This is a genomic window from Giesbergeria giesbergeri (genome assembly GCF_054779375.1).
In genome coordinates this window covers 122,655-141,582 of the sequence record NZ_BAAGYJ010000001.1, presented here as the reverse complement: position 1 = coordinate 141,582, position 18,928 = coordinate 122,655, and the positions used below count along the sequence as shown (strand labels likewise).

Annotated in this window: 19 protein-coding genes; 7 read left to right on the top strand and 12 right to left on the bottom strand. The window is 57.7% G+C overall.

What is annotated here, in order from left to right; all coding sequences use genetic code 11:
• Positions 1–61: 61 nt before the first annotated feature.
• From asd to leuC, 5 genes are all read right to left on the bottom strand, one after another.
• On the bottom strand, positions 62–1,171 hold the full coding sequence (gene asd / locus ACYVB2_RS00630; protein ID WP_382431539.1) for an aspartate-semialdehyde dehydrogenase: 1,110 nt from the start codon (positions 1,169–1,171) through the stop codon (positions 62–64).
• 239 nt (positions 1,172–1,410) lie between these two features.
• Complete coding sequence (gene leuB, locus ACYVB2_RS00625) at positions 1,411–2,481, bottom strand: 3-isopropylmalate dehydrogenase (RefSeq protein ID WP_382431541.1); 1,071 nt, start codon at positions 2,479–2,481, stop codon at positions 1,411–1,413.
• Positions 2,482–2,520: 39 nt separating this feature from the next.
• Positions 2,521–3,171, bottom strand: coding sequence for a 3-isopropylmalate dehydratase small subunit (leuD, locus tag ACYVB2_RS00620; RefSeq protein WP_382431543.1), 651 nt, complete (start codon positions 3,169–3,171; stop codon positions 2,521–2,523).
• Between the two features lie 11 nt (positions 3,172–3,182).
• Entirely contained in the window at positions 3,183–3,311 is a 129-nt protein-coding gene (locus ACYVB2_RS00615) for an entericidin A/B family lipoprotein (protein ID WP_382431545.1), read from the bottom strand.
• 21 nt (positions 3,312–3,332) lie between these two features.
• Entirely contained in the window at positions 3,333–4,754 is a 1,422-nt protein-coding gene (gene leuC / locus ACYVB2_RS00610; RefSeq protein WP_382431547.1) for a 3-isopropylmalate dehydratase large subunit, read from the bottom strand.
• A gap of 175 nt (positions 4,755–4,929) precedes the next feature.
• On the opposite strand from leuC, the gene ACYVB2_RS00605 reads away from it, so the two are divergent.
• On the top strand, positions 4,930–7,335 hold the full coding sequence (locus ACYVB2_RS00605; protein WP_460534829.1) for a hypothetical protein: 2,406 nt from the start codon (positions 4,930–4,932) through the stop codon (positions 7,333–7,335).
• 65 nt (positions 7,336–7,400) lie between these two features.
• Here ACYVB2_RS00605 and dnaJ read toward each other — a convergent pair whose 3' ends face one another.
• From dnaJ to grpE, 3 genes are all read right to left on the bottom strand, one after another.
• Entirely contained in the window at positions 7,401–8,546 is a 1,146-nt protein-coding gene (gene dnaJ / locus ACYVB2_RS00600) for a molecular chaperone DnaJ (protein WP_382431553.1), read from the bottom strand.
• A 90-nt stretch (positions 8,547–8,636) separates the two neighbouring features.
• The gene (gene dnaK, locus ACYVB2_RS00595) at positions 8,637–10,592 is read right to left on the bottom strand and encodes a molecular chaperone DnaK (RefSeq protein ID WP_382431555.1); all 1,956 of its coding nucleotides are present in this window, start codon (positions 10,590–10,592) and stop codon (positions 8,637–8,639) included.
• An 89-nt stretch (positions 10,593–10,681) separates the two neighbouring features.
• Positions 10,682–11,230, bottom strand: coding sequence for a nucleotide exchange factor GrpE (gene grpE, locus ACYVB2_RS00590; RefSeq protein WP_382431557.1), 549 nt, complete (start codon positions 11,228–11,230; stop codon positions 10,682–10,684).
• Positions 11,231–11,466: 236 nt separating this feature from the next.
• On the opposite strand from grpE, the gene rpsF reads away from it, so the two are divergent.
• From rpsF to ACYVB2_RS00560, 6 genes are all read left to right on the top strand, one after another.
• Positions 11,467–11,853, top strand: coding sequence for a 30S ribosomal protein S6 (gene rpsF, locus ACYVB2_RS00585; protein ID WP_382431559.1), 387 nt, complete (start codon positions 11,467–11,469; stop codon positions 11,851–11,853).
• Positions 11,854–11,874: 21 nt separating this feature from the next.
• A complete protein-coding gene (gene priB, locus ACYVB2_RS00580; RefSeq protein ID WP_382431561.1) occupies positions 11,875–12,165 on the top strand; it encodes a primosomal replication protein N in 291 nt (96 codons plus the stop codon).
• Positions 12,166–12,182: 17 nt separating this feature from the next.
• Positions 12,183–12,464, top strand: coding sequence for a 30S ribosomal protein S18 (rpsR, locus tag ACYVB2_RS00575; protein ID WP_044397946.1), 282 nt, complete (start codon positions 12,183–12,185; stop codon positions 12,462–12,464).
• Between the two features lie 12 nt (positions 12,465–12,476).
• Positions 12,477–12,929 (top strand): 50S ribosomal protein L9, encoded by a 453-nt coding sequence (rplI, locus tag ACYVB2_RS00570; RefSeq protein WP_091453998.1) that lies wholly within the window; start codon positions 12,477–12,479, stop codon positions 12,927–12,929.
• Positions 12,930–13,068: 139 nt separating this feature from the next.
• A complete protein-coding gene (gene dnaB / locus ACYVB2_RS00565) occupies positions 13,069–14,484 on the top strand; it encodes a replicative DNA helicase (protein ID WP_382431564.1) in 1,416 nt (471 codons plus the stop codon).
• 15 nt (positions 14,485–14,499) lie between these two features.
• Positions 14,500–15,561 (top strand): GTP pyrophosphokinase, encoded by a 1,062-nt coding sequence (locus ACYVB2_RS00560; RefSeq protein ID WP_382431566.1) that lies wholly within the window; start codon positions 14,500–14,502, stop codon positions 15,559–15,561.
• A 38-nt stretch (positions 15,562–15,599) separates the two neighbouring features.
• On the opposite strand, the gene ACYVB2_RS00555 is transcribed toward ACYVB2_RS00560, so the two are convergent.
• The 4 genes from ACYVB2_RS00555 to ACYVB2_RS00540 are packed head-to-tail and all read right to left on the bottom strand — an operon-like array spanning position 15,600 to position 18,869.
• On the bottom strand, positions 15,600–16,103 hold the full coding sequence (locus ACYVB2_RS00555; protein WP_382431568.1) for a dihydrofolate reductase: 504 nt from the start codon (positions 16,101–16,103) through the stop codon (positions 15,600–15,602).
• Positions 16,104–16,121: 18 nt separating this feature from the next.
• On the bottom strand, positions 16,122–16,934 hold the full coding sequence (locus tag ACYVB2_RS00550) for a thymidylate synthase (RefSeq protein WP_382431570.1): 813 nt from the start codon (positions 16,932–16,934) through the stop codon (positions 16,122–16,124).
• A 51-nt stretch (positions 16,935–16,985) separates the two neighbouring features.
• The gene (locus tag ACYVB2_RS00545; RefSeq protein ID WP_382431572.1) at positions 16,986–18,407 is read right to left on the bottom strand and encodes an FAD-binding oxidoreductase; all 1,422 of its coding nucleotides are present in this window, start codon (positions 18,405–18,407) and stop codon (positions 16,986–16,988) included.
• An 18-nt stretch (positions 18,408–18,425) separates the two neighbouring features.
• On the bottom strand, positions 18,426–18,869 hold the full coding sequence (locus ACYVB2_RS00540; RefSeq protein WP_382431574.1) for a DUF2069 domain-containing protein: 444 nt from the start codon (positions 18,867–18,869) through the stop codon (positions 18,426–18,428).
• Positions 18,870–18,928: the final 59 nt, after the last annotated feature.

Below are 18,928 nucleotides of genomic sequence, written 5' to 3'. Positions count from 1 at the left end.
CCCCTGACAACGAGAGTAACCGGGTGTTTCTAAGCGAAACACCCGGTTCTTACCGTGCCAATCAGGCTGCCAACAGGATACGCAGCATGCGGCGCAGGGGTTCGGCAGCGCCCCACAGCAGCTGGTCACCAATCACGAAGGCCGACAGGTACTCTGGCCCCATGTTGAGTTTGCGCACCCGGCCCACGCCCACTTGCAGGCCGCCGGTGATGGAGGCTGGGGTCAGTTCTTTAACGGTGATAGCGCGGTCATTGGGCACCCACTTCACCCAAGGATTTCCGCCTTGGATGATGGTCTCGATCTCGGCCAGTGGCAGGTCTTTTTTCAGCTTGAGCGTCAGGGCCAAGCTGTGGCAGCGCATGGCGCCGATGCGCACGCACAAACCATCGACGGGGATGGTGGCCTCAGTACCCAAGATCTTGTTGACCTCGGCTTGGCCTTTCCATTCTTCTTTGGATTGGCCGTTGGGCAGTTGCACATCAATCCAAGGGATCAGGCCACCGGCCAACGGCGCGCCAAAGAACTCGGTGGGCACATCTTCACGGATGGTTTTGGCGACCTTGCGGTCGATGTCCAAAATGGCGGAGGCGGGGGTTGCCAGCTCGTCGGCCACTGCGGCATGGACTACGCCCATGCCTTTGAGCAGCTCGCGCATGTGGTTGGCACCACCACCCGAGGCGGCTTGGTAGGTCATGGAGCTGACCCATTCCACCAAATCGGCCTTGAACAGACCGCCCAAACCCATCAGCAAGATAGAGTTGGTGCAATTGCCGCCAATCCAGTTCTTGCCGCCTGCGGCCAGCGCCTTCTGGATCACGTTGTCATTGACGGGATCGAGCACGATGACGGCATCTTGCTCCATGCGCAGCGACGAAGCCGCGTCAATCCAGTGGCCTTGCCAGCCGGAGGCGCGCAGCTTGGGAAACACTTCCTTGGTGTAGTCGCCACCTTGGCAGGTGATAACGATGTCGCACTGGGCCAACGCAGCGATGTCATTGGCGTCTTGCAGTGTGCTGTGTGCTTTGGCTTGCGCTGGAGCCTTGCCGCCCGCATTGGATGTAGAGAAGAAGATGGGTTCGATCAGGTCGAAGTCACCCTCGGCCTGCATACGATCCATCAACACCGAGCCGACCATACCGCGCCAGCCGACCAAACCTACCAATTTGCTCATTTCAAGCCCCTTCGATGATAAAAAACGTTACCACACCGTAGGGGCTGATCGGTTGCCCGGCTCGTCTGGCCGGGGAGGGGCGCACGACGATACCGGAGCTGGATCAGCCCTTAATGGTCGTGGTGGTGGTGATGGTTGCGCGCACGGCCCCACCTGCCGTGATGGCAGAGGTGTTGTTCAGCAGGAACGGGCAGGCGGCAAACATAGCTTTTCATTGTAGCGGATGCCAGGCCTGCGTATCAGCCCAGTGCCTTGACGACTGCATCACCCATTTGCACGGTGTTGACCTTGGTGGTGCCCTCACTGTAGATGTCGCCGGTGCGCAGGCCTTGGGCCAGCACGGCTTTGACGGCGTTTTCGATGCGGTCAGCGGCTTCGGGCTGTTGCAGGCTAAAGCGCAGCATCATGGCGGCGCTCAAAATGGTAGCCAGCGGGTTGGCAATGCCTTTGCCGGCGATGTCGGGGGCGCTGCCGTGGCTGGGTTCGTACAAGCCTTGGCCTTTGCTGTTTAAGCTGGCCGAAGGCAACATACCAATCGAGCCTGTCAACATCGAGGCTTCATCCGACAGAATGTCGCCAAACATATTGCCCGTGACCAGCACGTCAAACTTTTTCGGCTCTTTCACCAGTTGCATGGCGGCGTTGTCGACGTACATATGGTCCAACGCGACATCGGGGTACTGTTGGCCCACTTCGGTCATCACGTCCTTCCAGAGTTGGAAGGTTTCGAGCACATTGGCTTTGTCTACGCTGGTGACGCGCTTGCTGCGCTTTTGTGCGGCCTGGAAAGCGACGTGGGCGATACGCTCAATCTCTGGGCGCGAGTAGCGCATGGTGTCAAAGGCTTCTTCGGCACCGGGGAAGTGCCCATCGGTGGCAATGCGGCGGCCACGGGGTTGGCCGAAGTAAATGTCGCCGGTCAGTTCGCGAATGATGAGGATGTCCAGCCCGGCCACCAGTTCGGGCTTGAGGCTGGAGGCGTGGGTCAGCTGCTCGTAGCAAATGGCCGGGCGGAAGTTGGCAAACAGGCCCATCGCCTTGCGCAGGCCCAAAATGGCTTGCTCGGGGCGCAGTGGGCGGTCGAGCCTGTCGTATTTCCAGTCGCCCACGGCACCAAACAGGATGGCATCGGCTTCTTGGGCCAGCTTGAGGGTGGACTCGGGCAGCGGATGGCCTGCTGCTTCATAGGCAGCACCCCCCACAGGGGCGGTTTCCATCTCAAATTTCAAATCCAAGGCGTTGAGCACCTTGACGGCTTCGGCGACGATTTCGGTACCAATGCCGTCACCCGGCAATACTGCAATTTTCATGATTTACTTTTCAGGAGATTGAATATCTGTGGTGGGCGTTTACGCCACCATGGTGTGGGCCAGCCAAGGCTTGACGGCCAGCCGCTCGGCCTCAAACGCTTTGATTTTGTCGGCGTGGCGCAAGGTCAGGCCGATGTCGTCAAAACCGTTGAGCAGGCAGTATTTGCGAAATGGCACCACATCAAAGGGGATTTCTTCGCCTTGTGGGCGTACGATCACTTGGCGCTCCAGATCAATGGTGAGCTGGTAGCCCGCAAAGGCGGCTACTTCATCAAACAACTGCGCCACCGTGGCCTCGGGCAGCACGATGGGCAGCAAGCCGTTTTTGAAGCAGTTGTTAAAGAAGATATCGGCAAAGCTGGGTGCAATGATGGCGCGAAAACCATATTGCTCCAGTGCCCAGGGGGCGTGTTCACGACTAGAGCCGCAGCCAAAGTTTTTGCGGGCCAACAAGATAGAGGCACCTTGGTAGCGTGGCTGGTTGAGCACAAAGTCGGGGTTGGGCTGGCGGCTGGCGGGGTCTTGGCCCGGCTCGCCGTGGTCAAGGTAGCGCCATTCGTCAAACAGGTTGACGCCAAAGCCGGTCTTTTTGATCGACTTGAGGAACTGCTTAGGAATGATGGCGTCGGTATCGACGTTCTCGCGGTCCATCGGAGCCACGATGCCTTGGTGAAGGATAAATTTTTGCATGGGGGGCTTGTTTACTTGGTGGCAGCGCGTTCGATGGCAGAACCAGCTTTCTCAATATCTTGGCCTACACCTTTGACGGTGTTACAGCCGCTCAGCACAAAGGCCAGCGATAGGGTGATGAGTGTGGCGATCTTTTTCACGACAGTGCTCCTAGGGTGCTATCAAGCAAAAGTACGGACATCCACAAAGTGACCATGCACCGCAGCCGCAGCCGCCATAGCAGGGCTGACCAAGTGGGTGCGCCCACCTGCGCCTTGACGGCCTTCAAAGTTGCGGTTGCTGGTCGAGGCACAGCGTTCACCCGGCTCCAGACGGTCGGCATTCATGGCCAAGCACATCGAGCAGCCTGGCTCACGCCATTCAAAACCGGCCGCCTTGAAAATCTCGTGCAGTCCTTCGCGCTCGGCTTGTTCTTTGACCAGCCCGGAGCCGGGCACTACCAGCGCCTGCTTCACGTTCTTGGCTACTTTTTGCCCCAGCTTTTTCACCACGGCAGCGGCTTCGCGCATATCTTCAATACGGCTGTTGGTGCAAGAACCAATGAATACCTTATCGACAAAAATATCGTTGATAGGTTTGCCCGGTTGCAGGTTCATGTATTGCAAGGCGCGTTCGATGGCACCACGCTTGTTGGCGTCTTTTTCTTTGTCGGGGTCGGGCACGGTGGCGTCAACACCCAGCACCATTTCGGGCGAGGTACCCCATGTCACTTGGGGCACGATGTCATCGGCATGGAGCGTGACCACGGTGTCAAACACGGCGTCGGCATCCGAGTGCAGCGTTTTCCAGTACGCCACGGCCTGATCCCACTCCACGCCGGTGGGCGACAGCGGACGGCCCTTGACGTAATCAATCGTTTTGTCGTCCACAGCCACCAAACCAGCGCGCGCACCAGCCTCAATGGCCATGTTGCATACCGTCATGCGGCCTTCCATGCTCATGGTGCGAAAGACAGAGCCCGCAAATTCAATCGTGTAGCCTGTACCGCCTGCCGTGCCAATCTTGCCAATGATGGCTAGCACCACATCTTTGGCCGTCACGCCCTTGGCGAGTTGTCCATCCACCTGCACCAGCATATTTTTGGCTTTTTTGGCCAACAGGGTTTGGGTGGCCATGACGTGCTCGACTTCGCTGGTGCCGATACCGTGCGCCAGCGCGCCAAAAGCGCCGTGTGTGCTGGTGTGGCTGTCACCGCAGACCACCGTCATGCCTGGCAAAGTGGCCCCATTTTCTGGCCCCATGACATGCACAATGCCTTGGCGCTGGTGCATGAACGGGAAAAAGGCGGCTGCGCCGGTTTCGGCGATGTTGGCATTCAGCGTGGTGATTTGTTCTTTGCTGATCGGGTCGGTAATGCCATCGTAGCCCAGTTCCCAACCGGTGGTGGGGGTGTTGTGGTCGGCAGTGGCCACAATGGAGCTGACGCGCCAGACTTTGCGCCCAGCTTGGCGTAAACCCTCAAAAGCCTGTGGGCTGGTGACTTCATGTACCAGATGGCGGTCGATGTAGAGCACGGCAGTGCCGTCTTCTTCGGTATGGACGACGTGCTCGTCCCAGATCTTGTCGTACAGGGTGCGTCCCATGGTGGTCTCTTTGCGTTCAGGGGGAGCGTGATTTTAGGCTGGGCCAACCAGACTCGCCCGATAGCATTGAAAGTGGCACCCAAAGTGCCCGTTTTCAACGGTTCCCGCTACGATGGACGCAGGGGCTGCGGTTCACGCTGGTGTCGGCTCCTTCATTACCGTAAAGGATATAGCTATGCATCTGCACCCGCCTTTTCTTCGCGCATCGCTTGCCGCCTGTCTGCTGGTGGCCTGTATTCAAGGCACCCACGCCCAGACGGTCGCTGAAGGCCCAGACCATGCAACGCAAGTGCTAGGCAATGCTTGGGATATGTCTACGCAGGGAGATGTGTTTCCTCTTTGGTGGACACACAACCTGAGTGCCGCCATTGTTGCCAATGGCACCATGACGGGCACGGCCCGCGATACCGACCCCCACTTCTGGCTACAGTTTCCACCCATTCCGTCGGCCATGCCGGCTGCCAATGGGGTGCCGATTGCTATGGACGCCAATCGCTACACCCATCTGGCGTTCATGATGCGGTTGCCAGACAGCGTGGTGCCCGGCTCGCGCGGTGGTCGTTTGGTATGGCACCACGGTGGCGATACTGTGGCGGCTTTTGATGCAGCCTATGCCGAGTCGCCTTTGTTTCCGGTCTACCCCGGCTGGCATCTGTACCACTTTGATCTGGCAGCTATGCTGCCCAGCACAGGCCAGCCTTGGGGGGGTAACATTCAGGGGCTGCGGATTGATCCCTGCTTGGGCTGCAATGTGGAGTTTCAGATCGATTGGGCGCGTTTGTACCACCACAACGAAGCCAGTGACACCCAGCTGCCTCCCGGAAAAACACATTGGCTGGCTGAAATACAGCCCACTGGCAGTAGCCAGACTTTGAGTACGGCGTTGCCAATCAATAGCCATCCCGGTGCCACAGCCCGTCTGCCCCCAGGGCATTACCGTATTGCGGCTATCACCGATGGCGACTATGCCTTGAGCCAACGGGGCAAGGCTTGGGTCTTTGACAGCAACTCTGACACCCTTTGGGCGAGCAATCATGGCTTGTCGGGGGCCACCACGGGGCGCAGTGGCTTGCAAGCCACCACCAATGATCCAGATCCATTTGTTTTGCTCGATATCGACCAGCAAAGCCCGATTGATACCCAGAAATACCGTTACATCACCGTCGATATGACACTGGATCAGGTTCCTGCACAGGAGTCGGGTTTGTTGGTTTGGTGGGGCGATCAGGCCGGTACGGTCAGCAATCCCAGTGACTTTATTTCGGTACGGGCAGGCCGTGCTACCTACCAGATCGATTTGGGTCGGTCTCCACAATGGACAGGGCTGGTGCGTGCCTTGCGTATTGATCCTCTGAACGGCCCCCATGCTGGGCAAAATATTGGACTGACCTTGCACAGTGTGCGTCTGACACAAGCGGCCGGATTTCAAGAAACCGTTGTGTACAACGATGCTCCGCTGCACATCAACGCCCGTCCTACGGTCGAAATTCTTTCCCCTAGCCCTGAAGATGGGGAAGATTACGCCTTGGTAGAGCAGGGAAAGGCTTGGGCCATGCAATCGGGCCAGGTGCTGCGCCCTGAACTGAGCAATCTCCTGCATTGGGAATACACCACAGGTATTCCTGACCTGCAACCTACCGGCGCTTTTTTTCATGCCACCTCCCGACCTGCGACTGCGGGCCACACAGAGGGTGATCCCCATGTATTTTTGGCATTTCAGGAAAACACCCACCCCATCGATGCCAATACCTACCGTTGGTTGGGTTTTGACCTGTACGTTCCGATGGATGCCACGGCCCAAAGTGAATTGACCAGAGGGGCTGTGATGCGGCTGGCCTGGAAATCCAATGATGCCGACCCCGGTGTCACCACCGATGACATCATCCTGCGACCAGGGCTGCAACGCTACTGGTTTGACATGAACAAGTTGGTGTACGAGCCTGCTACAGCGCGCACTTGGGCAGATGGGGTGCGCTACCTGCGCATTGATCCGTTAGAGTTTCCGGAGTCACGCTCCTTTTACGTGGGAACAGCGCAATTGCGCTCCACGCCTTCTGCACGCTATGTGCTTCCCATCACGGTGCAACTAGACGATGCCGATGGTGATCTGCTCAACATCAGGGTGCTCAGTGGCAGTACCCTTTTGGGGCAAGCGACAGAATTGGCACCTGGGCAAACACACCAAGTGATAGCCAATCTGGCGGCCCTGCCCACAGGGGAGCACCCGATCACGGTGGAAGTATCGGACGCTTGGAGCCGTGTACAACGTACGGCATTGGTGCCCGTTCTGAAACTGGCCGCCAATGCGCCTTTGCCCCCAGCACAGATCAAATCTGCCGATCGCGTCTTTGCTTGGGCACAGCACTTATTTGGCAATACCTTGGGCACAGGCAGTGCCTCTAGCCAAAACCATGCGTGTTTGCAGAACTTTCCGGGCGCCTATGGTCGCAACTACGCCACCAGTGGTATTTGCCTGTTTACTGTTGACGGGCTGGTGCTGTTGACGATGCCAGGGGGGAATCTGGCATTGGCCGGAATGCTCTCACAACTGCTCAACCAAGCAGCCGCTGCCGGTTTTTAGGGGCAAAAAACCGCCTGGCCCAGAAGAGGGCACAGGCGGTTGCATGGCAGTTTGGGCCTGCTGGGTTAGCTAAAAAAGCTCTTGAGCTTGTCTGTCCAGCTTTCGCCACTGGGCGAGTGGCGAGCGCCGCCCTTCTTGAGCGATTCTTCCAGTTCGCGCAGCAATTTGCGTTGGTGCTCGGTCAACTTGACGGGCGTCTCTACCGCGATATGGCAATACAAATCGCCAGGGTAGCTCGAACGCACTCCCTTGATCCCTTTGCCACGCAGTCGGAATTGTTTGCCCGCTTGGGTTCCCTCTGGGATGTCGATGGCAGCCTTGCCAGCCAAGGTGGGCACCTCGATCTCGCCGCCCAGTGCTGCGGTGATAAAGCTCACTGGCACTTGGCAGTGCAAATCGTCACCATCGCGCTCAAAGATATCGTGCTTTTTGAGGCGAATTTCGATGTACAAATCGCCCGGTGGGCCACCATTGGTGCCTGGCTCTCCGTTGCCGGTGCTGCGGATGCGCATGCCATCGTCAATACCGGCAGGAATTTTCACTTCCAGTGTTTTTTGCTTCTTGAGCTTGCCCTGACCGTGGCAGGCTGTGCAGGGGTCGGGAATGATCTTGCCCGTGCCTCGGCAATGGGGGCAGGTCTGTTGTACGCTAAAGAAGCCTTGACGCATCTGCACCGTGCCAGAGCCGCTACAGGTGGAGCAGGTTTTGGGGCTGGTGCCGGGTTTGGCACCACTGCCGTGGCAGGTGTCACAGGCTTCCCACGAAGGAATACGGATTTCGGCGTTTTTGCCCTTGGCCGCCTCTTCCAGGGTGATCTCCATCGCATAGCTCAGGTCACTGCCCCGATAGACTTGGCGCCCACCCGCTCCGCGGCCTGCGCGCCCGCCTTGGTTGAACATATCGCCAAAAATATCGCCAAAGGCTTCGGCAAAACCACCAAACCCCTCGGCCCCAGCGCCACCGTGGCCGCGCATGTTAGGGTCTACGCCCGCATGGCCGTACTGGTCGTAAGCAGCCCGCTTTTGTGCGTCTGAGAGCATCTCGTAGGCCTCTTTGACCTCTTTGAACTTCTCTTCTGCACCCTTGCTGGCCTCACCCTGGTTGCGGTCCGGGTGGTATTTCATCGCCAGCTTGCGATACGCCTTCTTGATTTCTTCATCCGAGGCAGTTTTTGCTACCCCGAGGATTTCATAAAAGTCTCTTTTAGACATGGATAGGTACCCGGTTGGAACAGGAACGCCGCGCCGGACTCCCCGGTACAGGAGCCTGGCGCGGCGGCATGGGTCAGCGCAATCGCTACCTTAGCCCTTCTTAACTTCCTTCACTTCGGCGTCGACCACATTGTCGTCGTCAGCTGGCTTGGCGCTGGAGCCTTGGGGGCCGCCTGCGGCACCTGTGGCACCGGCACCCGCAGCGGCTGCTGCCTGCGCGGCCTGCTCATTGGCATACATCTTTTCGCCCAGTTTTTGGCTGGCGGCCATCAAAGCCGTGGTCTTTTCGTCAATGGCTGCTTTGTCTTCGCCCTTGAGTGCTTCTTCCAGCGCCTTGACTGCCGACTCAATCGCCCCCTTTTCTGCTGCGTCGAGCTTATCGCCAAACTCGGTCAGGCTCTTGTTCACGCTGTGAACGGCCGCCTCACCTTGGTTGCGTGCCTGCACCAGTTCCAGTTTGCGGTGGTCTTCGGCTGCATTGAGTTCGGCATCTTTGACCATCTGTTGGATTTCTTCTTCCGAAATGCCCGAGTTGGCCTTGATGGTGATCTTGTTTTCTTTGCCGGTGGCCTTGTCTTTGGCACCCACATGCAAGATACCGTTGGCATCGATGTCGAACGACACTTCAATTTGCGGCACGCCACGCGCTGCGGGGGGGATGCCTTCCAAATTGAATTCGCCCAGCAGCTTGTTGCCCGAGGCCATTTCGCGCTCACCTTGGAACACCTTGATGGTCACGGCGGGCTGGTTGTCGTCAGCGGTCGAGAATGTTTGCGCAAACTTGGTGGGGATGGTGGTGTTCTTGCTGATCATTTTGGTCATCACGCCACCCAGGGTTTCAATGCCCAAAGACAGCGGAGTCACGTCCAGCAGCAGCACGTCTTTGCGGTCACCCGACAGCACCTGGCCTTGGATGGCAGCGCCTACGGCCACGGCTTCGTCGGGGTTGACGTCTTTGCGTGGTTCGCGGCCAAAGAACTCTTTGACCTTCTCTTGCACCTTGGGCATGCGGCTCATGCCACCGACCAAGATCACGTCATTGATTTCAGAGACGCTGATCCCTGCATCTTTGATGGCGGTGCGGCAAGGTGCAATGGTGCGCTCAATCAGTTCTTCGACCAGTTGCTCCAACTTGGCGCGGGTCAACTTGATGTTCAGGTGCTTGGGGCCAGAGGCATCCGCAGTGATGTAGGGCAGGTTGATGTCGGTGGCCGCCGAGTTGGACAGCTCGATCTTGGCCTTTTCTGCTGCTTCTTTCAGGCGTTGCAGGGCCAGCACGTCTTTGGAGAGGTCAACGCCTTGCTCTCTCTTGAATTCACCGATGATGAAGTCAATGATGCGTTGGTCAAAATCTTCACCGCCCAAGAAGGTGTCGCCGTTGGTAGACAGCACTTCAAATTGCTTTTCGCCATCCACATCGGCAATTTCGATGATGGACACGTCAAAGGTGCCGCCACCCAAGTCATAGACAGCAATTTTGCGGTCGCCCTTTTCGGTTTTGTCCAAACCAAAGGCCAGCGCGGCAGCAGTAGGTTCGTTGATGATGCGCTTGACGTCCAGGCCAGCAATACGGCCAGCGTCTTTGGTGGCTTGGCGCTGGGCATCGTTGAAGTAGGCCGGCACAGTAATCACGGCCTCGGTCACGGTCTCGCCCAGGTAGTCCTCGGCGGTTTTCTTCATCTTGCGCAGCACTTCGGCGCTGATTTGTGGCGGAGCCAGTTTTTGGCCGCGCACTTCTACCCAAGCGTCACCGTTGTCTGCCTTGGTGATGGTGAAGGGCATCAGGTCGATGTCCTTTTGCACTTCTTTCTCGTCAAACTTGCGGCCAATCAGGCGTTTGGCGGCGTAGATCGTGTTTTTGGGGTTAGTGACCGCTTGGCGTTTGGCCGAAGCACCCACCAGAATTTCGCCATCTTCTTGGTAAGCAATGATAGAGGGCGTGGTGCGTGCGCCTTCGCTGTTTTCGATCACCTTGGTGGTGTTGCCATCCATGATGGCAACGCAGCTGTTGGTGGTGCCCAAGTCAATACCGATGATTTTTGCCATGTTTCTCTCTCCGCGATGTAGGTGAAATTATTGAATGCGTCTAACGTGTGGACTGTCTGCGCCGGTTCAAGTCGGGCCAGCCCACTTTTTTATTTGGGTGCTGTGACGGTGACCAGTGCAGGGCGCAGGATACGCTCGGCAATCACATAGCCCTTTTGGAGCACCGCCACCACTGTATTGGACTCTTGTTCTGCAGGCACCACGCTGATGGCTTGGTGGAAGTTGGGGTTGAATTTTTCGCCTGCGGGTGGGTTGATAGCTACTACTTTGTTGCGCTCTAGCGCGGCAGTGAGCTGGCGCAGGGTGGCATCGGAGCCTTCGCGCAACTGTTGGGCTGTGGCGTTGGGCAGGGCCAGTGCAGCGTCCAGACTATCGCAAACGGGCAGCAGGCTTTCGGCAAAGCCTTCAATGCCAAACTTGCGTGCTTTGGCGATTTCCTCTTCCGCACGGCGGCGGGCGTTTTCGGCCTCAGCTTTGGCACGCAGGAACTGGTCGGCCAGATCGGCGCTCTTGGCCTTGAGTTCGGCCAGTTCAGACTGCAAGCGTGCCATTTCGTCAGAGGCATTGGCGGCCATTGCGGCCTCGATCTCTTCAGGAGCGGGGGCCACGGCAGGAGCAGAAGTATTGTTTTCAGACATGTCGGAAACTCTGGTGGAAGAAACTGGTGAAACAGTGTGCGTTGCACATTTGGGGCGCCCCTTGCACATTTCAAGCGCATCACCACATGAGATAAGCAAGAGGAGCAGCCTGCGCAAGAACGTGCAGGAGAGCCTGTCAAGTGTACAGGTGCCGTAGGCTATGGCTATAATCTCGGGTTTTGCCTTGCCACACTGCTACAGGCGCAGCAGGTGGTTCTTATCCAGAAGGAGTATGCATGCGTCATTACGAAATCATTTTGTTGATCCACCCGGATCAAAGCGAGCAGGTTCCTGCCATGCTCGAACGCTACAAGGGCATGATCGTCGCTGGCGGCGGTCAAGTCCACCGCGTTGAAGACTGGGGCCGCCGTCAACTGGCTTACCTGATCAACAAGCTGGCCAAAGCCCACTATCTGTGCGTCAACATCGAAGCCGACCAGGCTGTGATGGCTGAGTTGGAGCACGCCTTCAAGTTCAACGATGCCGTGCTGCGTCACCTCACCGTGCAAAAGAAGAAGGCTGAAACTGGCCCCTCTTCGATGATGAAGACCGTTGAGCGCGAAGAAGCCCGCAAAGCCAGCCAAGCCGAATACGCTGCTGCCGGCGAACGCGCAGAACGCTAAGCACCAGCGCCTGCCACCGGAGTGCAAAACCGCGTTGCCTTGACTGCCTGTATCGCCGAAGCCGAGCCTCTGCGATTCACGCCTGCCGGACTGCCTGCCATTGCCTTGCGTTTGGAGCACAGCTCCCGCCAGCAAGAAGCCGGGCAACCCCGAGAAGTCAAGGCCAGCATCAAGGCCGTAGCCTTTGGCACCTTGGCCGAGCAGTTGGCTCGCCAGCCTGTAGGTAGCCTTTGGCAGTTTGGCGGTTTTTTGGCTACTCCGCGCAATGGCAGGCAGGTCGTGCTGCACGTTCAGGATATTCAACAAAATTAATTTTCAAGAGGTCCGCAATGGCCACGTTCAAGAAATTCAACAAAGACAAGCGCCCCAAGCGCAACACCCAATCGCTGCTGTTCAAGCGCAAGCGTTTCTGCCGCTTCACGGTCACTGGCGTCGAAGAAATCGACTACAAAGACGTGGACACCCTGCGCGACTTTATTGCTGAAAACGGCAAGATCATTCCCGCACGCCTGACCGGCACCCGCGCCATCTATCAGCGCCAGCTCAACACCGCCATCAAGCGCGCCCGCTTCTTGGCCCTGGTGCCCTACAGCGACCAGCACAAGATCTAAGGAGCACAACCCATGCAAATCATCCTGCTCGACAAGGTTGTGAACCTCGGTAACCTCGGTGATCTGGTCAAGGTCAAAGACGGTTACGCCCGCAATTTCCTGATCCCTACAGGCCGCGCCCGCCGCGCCACTGCTGCTGCCAAGGCCGAATTCGAAGCCAAGCGCGCTGAATTGGAAAAAGCTGCCGCTGAAAAGCTGGCCGCTGCCCAAGCCGAAGGCGAAAAGCTGGCTGGCAAGGTGTTCAAGTTGACACAAAAGGCTGGCGTCGATGGCCGTCTGTTTGGTTCCGTGACCAACCACGACATCGCTGATGAGCTGAACAAGCAAGGCTTCAAGGTGCTCAAGTCGCAGATCCGTCTGCCCAACGGCCCTATCAAGACCATTGGTGACAACACAGTCAACGTTGCTCTGCACACCGATGTGGTGGCTGAAGTGACCGTTTCGGTGTACGGCGAAACCGCCTGATAGCGCCCTGCGCTGTCCAGCTAACCGCCTTCGGGCGGTTTTTTGTTGTTTCCGCTGTTTTCACCGCTTATCCACAGGGTTGTCCGATGACATGCGGGCAGCACAAGGCTAGCATCCCCGGCTTGCTCCAAGGAATCCAATGTCTTCTGACCCCTTCATGCCTATGGATGGTGGCTTTGCACCCTACGATGATCGTGAGCTGTCGCAATTGCGGGTGCCCCCCCAATCGATTGAGGCCGAGTCCAGCGTGCTGGGTGGTTTGTTGCTAGACAACAATGCTTGGGATCGGGTGGGTGACTTGTTGATTGACTCGGACTTCTATCGCCATGATCACCAACTGATTTATGCTAGCATCGCCAAGCTCATCAATGGCAACAAGCCCGCCGATGTCATCACGGTATATGAGCAGCTGCAAAGCACTGGCAAAGGTGAAGAAGTGGGGGGGCTGGCCTACCTGAACGCGCTGGCCCAGTATGTACCCAGTGCCAGCAACATCCGCCGCTATGCCGAGATCGTGCGTGAACGCTCCATTTTGCGCAAGCTTGTCACAGCCAGCGACGAGATCGCCACCAATGCCTTCAATCCGAAAGGGCGCCCAGTAGAAAAAATATTGGACGAGGCTGAGCAGAAAATTTTTAACATCGGTGAAGAAGGCTCGCGCATGAAGCAGGGCTTTCAGGCGATGGAGCAGTTGGTGGTCGATCTGCTCGACCGTGTGCAGGAGATGGCCGAGAACCCCAACGATATCACTGGGGTGCCCACCGGTTTTATTGACCTCGATCGCATGACCTCGGGCTTGCAGGCGGGCGATATGGTGGTGTTGGCTGCCCGGCCCTCGATGGGGAAAACGGCTTTTGCCGTGAACATTGCCGAGCATGTTGCTTTGCACGAAAATTTGCCGGTAGCCATTTTTTCGATGGAAATGGGGGCCGCACAGTTGGCAGTGCGGGTGGTGGGCTCTATTGCCAAGGTAGACCAGTCGCGCCTGCGAACGGGCAAGCTCACCTCGGACGAATGGCCGCGCCTGACCGAAGCCATCGAGAGGCTGCGCAATGTGTCACTGCACATTGATGAGACACCGGGGCTGACGCCTTCTGAGCTGCGAGCCAACGCTCGGCGCTTGGCCCGCCAGTGCGGGAAGTTGGGCCTGATTGTGGTGGACTATTTGCAGCTGATGAGTGGCTCGGCAGGTGCTCAGGGTGAAAATCGGGCCACCGAGTTGGGCGAGATTTCGCGTGGTCTGAAAATGCTGGCTAAAGAGCTAGGCTGCCCAGTGATTGCACTGTCGCAGCTCAACCGCAGTGTGGAGACGCGCACAGATAAGCGTCCGATGATGTCTGATTTGCGCGAATCGGGGGCGATTGAGCAGGATGCAGACATCATCATGTTTATCTACCGTGATGACTACTACAACAAGGACAGCAAAGAGCCCAATGTGGCCGAGATCATCATCGGTAAGCAGCGTAATGGCCCTACCGGTACTGTGAAGCTGTATTTTCAAAAATCCCAGACACGCTTTGAAAGTCTAGCCACGGGTTCCAGCGACGATTTTTGAGTGAGGAGCACTGTCATGGCCTCTTTGGACTTTGATTTTGAAGAAGCCGCCTTTCATGGGTTTCACGCGCAGCACCGCCAAGGGATGGAAGCGGCCTTGGCCCAATACCTGGCTACCCTGACAGAGGTGCTGGCCCAGGCAGGGGGAATTGAGGTCTCTAGAATCGAGGGGCGCATCAAAGAGAAAACCGAGTGCGTGCGCAAATTTTCGCGTAAATACCGCACGGCCTTAGAGGAGAGTAACACCCCCTACACCATTGCGGCGTACATCAGCGATCTGATCGGTGTTCGTGTGGTCTGTCTCTACGAAGACGAGATCGAAAAAATAATGCAGGCCGTGCGCCAGCATTTTGAGGTGATGGACGTGACCGACAAAACCGCAGCGGTTGAGGGCACAGAAGGCGCTTTTGGTTACAAAGGCCTGCACTTGGACTTGAAGCCCCGTTGGACGCCGCAGATGGCGCCAGTATTGCATGGCTTGCCGGTGGTGGGTTACCCTTTTGAACTGCAGGTACGCACCATCGTGCAAGATGCCTGGGCTGTGCTAGACCACAAGATCAAATACAAAAAATCGATTCCTAGCCCGCTGAAGCGGCGCATCAATGTGTTGGCGGCGCTGTTTGAGCTTGCTGACCGAGAGTTTCGCCAGATTCGTGATGCAACGGAGGCGCAGTTGTTAGCGGCGCCTGACGAGACGACGATCACCCCAGAACCCCCACTTGAACAGGCGCCAGTGGTCAGCAGCGATTTGAATGCTTTTACCTTCCTGAAAATCGCCAGCCACTTTTTCAATGACTACGCCTTTGAGCCTCGGCGTGTTGACAGCTTTGTTGCTGACATACATGGCTGGTCGCCCGGCATCACGCGCACCCGTTTTAACACGTTGCTGCGTGAGAACATCGGTACCGTGAAGCGGTACAAGCAATATATTGAAGAGCAAAGGGGAGGCCGCAGGCTCAATCCCTATGCGGTGATGCGCCATAGCCTTTATCTCGGCCACAAAGAAATTTTTGCTGCTGCATTAGGGCGATTTGCTTGCGACACTTTTGAGGCGTGGCTGCGGGAGCACAAGCCATGATGGCTGTCGGCTGACGTGGCCCAGAGTGGGTAGCTTTGTTAGCTCAGTGGCAGTGGCTGTGGGTGCTCTAGTTGCACAAAACTGTATTCCAGCCCGTTGGTTGCTTGGTGGCGGCTGCGTTGCACTTCTTGCCAGCCATCTCCCAGCACAGGAGCAAACGCATCGCCCTCAAATGGTTGGTGAATTTCAGTGATGATGGCCGCATGGGCATGGGGTGCCGCTTGTGCGTAAATTTGTGCGCCACCCATCACCCAGGCTACAGGGGCTGCACCGCACAGAGTCACGGCCTCTTGCAGGTTGGCAGCCCGCACAGCACCAGCAGCAGTCCAGTCGGGCTGGCGGGTAATGACAATATTGCTGCGGCCAGGCAATGGGCGAAAGCGTGGGGGCAGTGAATCCCAGGTTTTGCGGCCCATGATGACTGGGCAACCTTGGGTGTGCTGGCGAAAATGTGCCAAGTCTTCTGGCAGGTGCCAAGGCATCTGGCCATTCAAGCCGATAGTGCCGTTGTCGGCGCGGGCATAAATCAGGTGCAGACGCATAGTGTGGGGAGGTAGAGGTCAGACGGCCACGGGCGCCTTGATGGCTGGGTGGTGTTCATAGCCTTGCACTTCAAAGTCTTCGTAGGTGTAATTGAAGAGGGATTCGGGTTTGCGCCGGATGTGCAGTGTGGGGTAGGCCCGTGGGGGGCGTGCCAACTGGGTTTCTACCTGTGCAAAGTGATTGTTGTAGATGTGGCAGTCGCCGCCAGTCCAGATAAAGTCGCCCACTTGCAAGTCGCATTGTTGGGCCAGCATGTGGGTCAGGAGCGCATAGCTGGCAATGTTGAACGGCACACCCAAAAAGATATCGGCACTGCGCTGGTAGAGTTGACAAGAAAGCTTGCCATCTGCCACATAGAACTGGAAAAAGGCATGGCAGGGCATGAGCGCCATCTGCTCCAAATCGGCCACGTTCCAGGCGCTGACAATGATGCGGCGGCTGTCGGGGTTGGTTTTGAGTTGGTTGACGACTTGGGCAATTTGATCGATATGGCCGCCATCGCGGGTGGGCCAGTTGCGCCATTGCACGCCATACACTGGGCCCAAATCACCATCTTCACGCGCCCATTCGTTCCAAATGGTGCAACCGCGCTCTTGCAGCCACTTCACATTGCTGTCGCCGCGCAAAAACCACAGCAACTCCAAAATGATGGATTTGAGGTGAACCTTTTTGGTTGTGACCAGTGGAAAGCCCTCGCCCAAGTCAAAACGCATTTGGTAGCCAAACACACTGCGTGTGCCGGTGCCGGTGCGGTCGCCCTTGCTGACCCCATGTTCATAAACATGGCGCATGAAATCTTCGTATTGGGAGCGGACGGGGCGGCTAGACATGGGGCAAAGCAGAGGGCCAAAGGAGCAGATTGTAGGCTGCTGGGGGGCCGTTCAGAGGCGCAGCATGCGCCCCGGATTCATCAGGTTTTGTGGGTCTAGTGCTTGCTTGATGGCCCGCATCAGGCCTAAGGCCACGGGGGACTGGTATTGCTCCAATTGCTCCACCTTGAGCGCACCGACACCATGCTCGGCAGAGAAAGAACCACCAAACTGTGCCACCGCCTCATAGACGATTTGGTTGATGCGTGCCTCTTGCTCACGCAAGAAAATGGCGGGGTCATCACCTGCGGGGGCTTGCACGTTGTAGTGCAAATTGCCATCGCCTAGGTGCCCAAAGTTGATGATTCGCACGCCAGCAATGGCTTGGCTGAGCAGGGCATCGGTATGGGCTACAAACGCCGGGATGCGTGTGATCGGGATGGCGATATCGTGTTTGATATTGAGCCCTTCTTGTGCTTGGGCCGTGGAAATGCTTTCGCGCACCTGCCAAAACATCTGCGCCTGTGTCTGGTTTTGTGCCACTACGGCATCGTGAACGCAGCCTGCGGCCAAGGCTGCCTCCATCAGGGCTTCGAAACGGTCGCGGGCATGGTCTTCGGATTCGCTGTCGGTGTTTTCTAGCAATACAAACCAAGGGGATGCCATCTCGGCGAGCAGCGGGACACGCAAATGGGGCAGATGGCGTGCTACCAACTCCAGTGCAGAGCGGCCCATCAGCTCTAGCCCGGTCAGGCCCGCGCCCAGGTGTTGGTGTGCCAGTCCTAGCAGGGCCACGGCTTGTTCTATGGTGGGCACAGCGGCCCAGGCTGTGAGTTGTGCGCTAGGCAGGGGAAAGAGCTTCATGGTGGCGGCGGTGATGATGCCCAGTGTGCCCTCACTGCCAATGAACAGGTGGCGCAGGTCGTAGCCGGTGTTGTCTTTGCGCAGGCCGCGCAGGCCGTCCCAGACCTCGCCTTGGGGCGTGACCACTTCTAGCCCCAGACACAACTCACGGGCATTGCCATAGCGTACTACTTGGGTGCCCCCGGCATTGGTGCCAAGATTGCCCCCCACGGTACAACTGCCCTCAGAGGCCAGCGACAGCGGAAACAGCAACCCAGCCTGTTTGGCCGCTTCTTGGGCATGGTGCAAGATGCAACCAGCCTCTAATGTCATGCTCAGGTTGTGTGGGTCGATGGCACGGATGGCATGGAGCCGGGCCAGACTCAACACGATTTCACGCCCCGAGGCATCAGGGGTAGAGCCTAGCGATAAGCTGGTGTTGCCACCTTGCGGCACGATAGGGGTGCCAGTGGCCGCACAGGCGCGCACCACAGCGGCCACTTCGGCGGTATTGGCTGGACGCACCACCGCCAAGGCTTTGCCTTGGGGGCGGCGTTGGCGCCAGTCTTGCTCCCACGCGCCCAGACCTTCTCCGGTCAGCACATGGTGGCTACCCACGGTATGGCGCAAAACATCGAGCAGGTCAGACATGGCAGGAGCAATCGGCGGTTAGGTGGGGGTGGCTGGCGTGCTGGCGCTGCCGTTGGCTGCCAGCTTGGCGTTGCGCAGACGCAGGCGGATATGCACAGTGCAGGCGGTGAACAGCACCAAGCACAACACCACTTCGAGCAGTGCCAACACATTGCCGGGGGGGCGGTCGCTCCAAGCACGCACGGCCCCTTCGGTGACATAAAGCCAAACCATCAGACTCAGCCAGCGGTAGGTGTACATACGGTTTTTTAGCAGCCCAGCCAGCGGCAGGCACAGAGGCAATGCCTTGAGTGCCAGCCAAGAGCCACCAGGACGCACGGGGGCTAAAAACAGTTCCCAAGCCAGGCACAGCGCAATGAGCAGCAATAGGCTGGCCACTGCTATGCGGCGACTATGGTGAACCCCAGCAGCTACGGCTACCAAGGGTGAGGGGGAGTGGGGGGCGGGGTGAGGGGCTTGCATCGCGGAACGGATGATAGCGAGATACCCGGTGCCAAAACTTGGCGTCAGCCAGTGGTCAG

Excerpts from the sequence above, each read along its gene's own strand:
- rpsF (WP_382431559.1), top strand. The coding sequence starts at position 11,467 with ATGCGTCATTACGAAATCATTTTGTTGATCCACCCGGATCAAAGCGAG.
- leuD (WP_382431543.1), bottom strand. The coding sequence starts at position 3,171 with ATGCAAAAATTTATCCTTCACCAAGGCATCGTGGCTCCGATGGACCGC.
- dnaK (WP_382431555.1), bottom strand. The coding sequence starts at position 10,592 with ATGGCAAAAATCATCGGTATTGACTTGGGCACCACCAACAGCTGCGTT.
- ACYVB2_RS00540 (WP_382431574.1), bottom strand. The coding sequence starts at position 18,869 with ATGCAAGCCCCTCACCCCGCCCCCCACTCCCCCTCACCCTTGGTAGCC.
- rplI (WP_091453998.1), top strand. The coding sequence starts at position 12,477 with ATGCAAATCATCCTGCTCGACAAGGTTGTGAACCTCGGTAACCTCGGT.
- ACYVB2_RS00545 (WP_382431572.1), bottom strand. The coding sequence starts at position 18,407 with ATGTCTGACCTGCTCGATGTTTTGCGCCATACCGTGGGTAGCCACCAT.
- ACYVB2_RS00605 (WP_460534829.1), top strand. The coding sequence starts at position 4,930 with ATGCATCTGCACCCGCCTTTTCTTCGCGCATCGCTTGCCGCCTGTCTG.
- leuB (WP_382431541.1), bottom strand. The coding sequence starts at position 2,481 with ATGAAAATTGCAGTATTGCCGGGTGACGGCATTGGTACCGAAATCGTC.
- ACYVB2_RS00550 (WP_382431570.1), bottom strand. The coding sequence starts at position 16,934 with ATGTCTAGCCGCCCCGTCCGCTCCCAATACGAAGATTTCATGCGCCAT.
- leuC (WP_382431547.1), bottom strand. The coding sequence starts at position 4,754 with ATGGGACGCACCCTGTACGACAAGATCTGGGACGAGCACGTCGTCCAT.
- grpE (WP_382431557.1), bottom strand. The coding sequence starts at position 11,230 with ATGTCTGAAAACAATACTTCTGCTCCTGCCGTGGCCCCCGCTCCTGAA.
- asd (WP_382431539.1), bottom strand. The coding sequence starts at position 1,171 with ATGAGCAAATTGGTAGGTTTGGTCGGCTGGCGCGGTATGGTCGGCTCG.
- dnaJ (WP_382431553.1), bottom strand. The coding sequence starts at position 8,546 with ATGTCTAAAAGAGACTTTTATGAAATCCTCGGGGTAGCAAAAACTGCC.
- rpsR (WP_044397946.1), top strand. The coding sequence starts at position 12,183 with ATGGCCACGTTCAAGAAATTCAACAAAGACAAGCGCCCCAAGCGCAAC.
- ACYVB2_RS00560 (WP_382431566.1), top strand. The coding sequence starts at position 14,500 with ATGGCCTCTTTGGACTTTGATTTTGAAGAAGCCGCCTTTCATGGGTTT.
- ACYVB2_RS00555 (WP_382431568.1), bottom strand. The coding sequence starts at position 16,103 with ATGCGTCTGCACCTGATTTATGCCCGCGCCGACAACGGCACTATCGGC.
- dnaB (WP_382431564.1), top strand. The coding sequence starts at position 13,069 with ATGTCTTCTGACCCCTTCATGCCTATGGATGGTGGCTTTGCACCCTAC.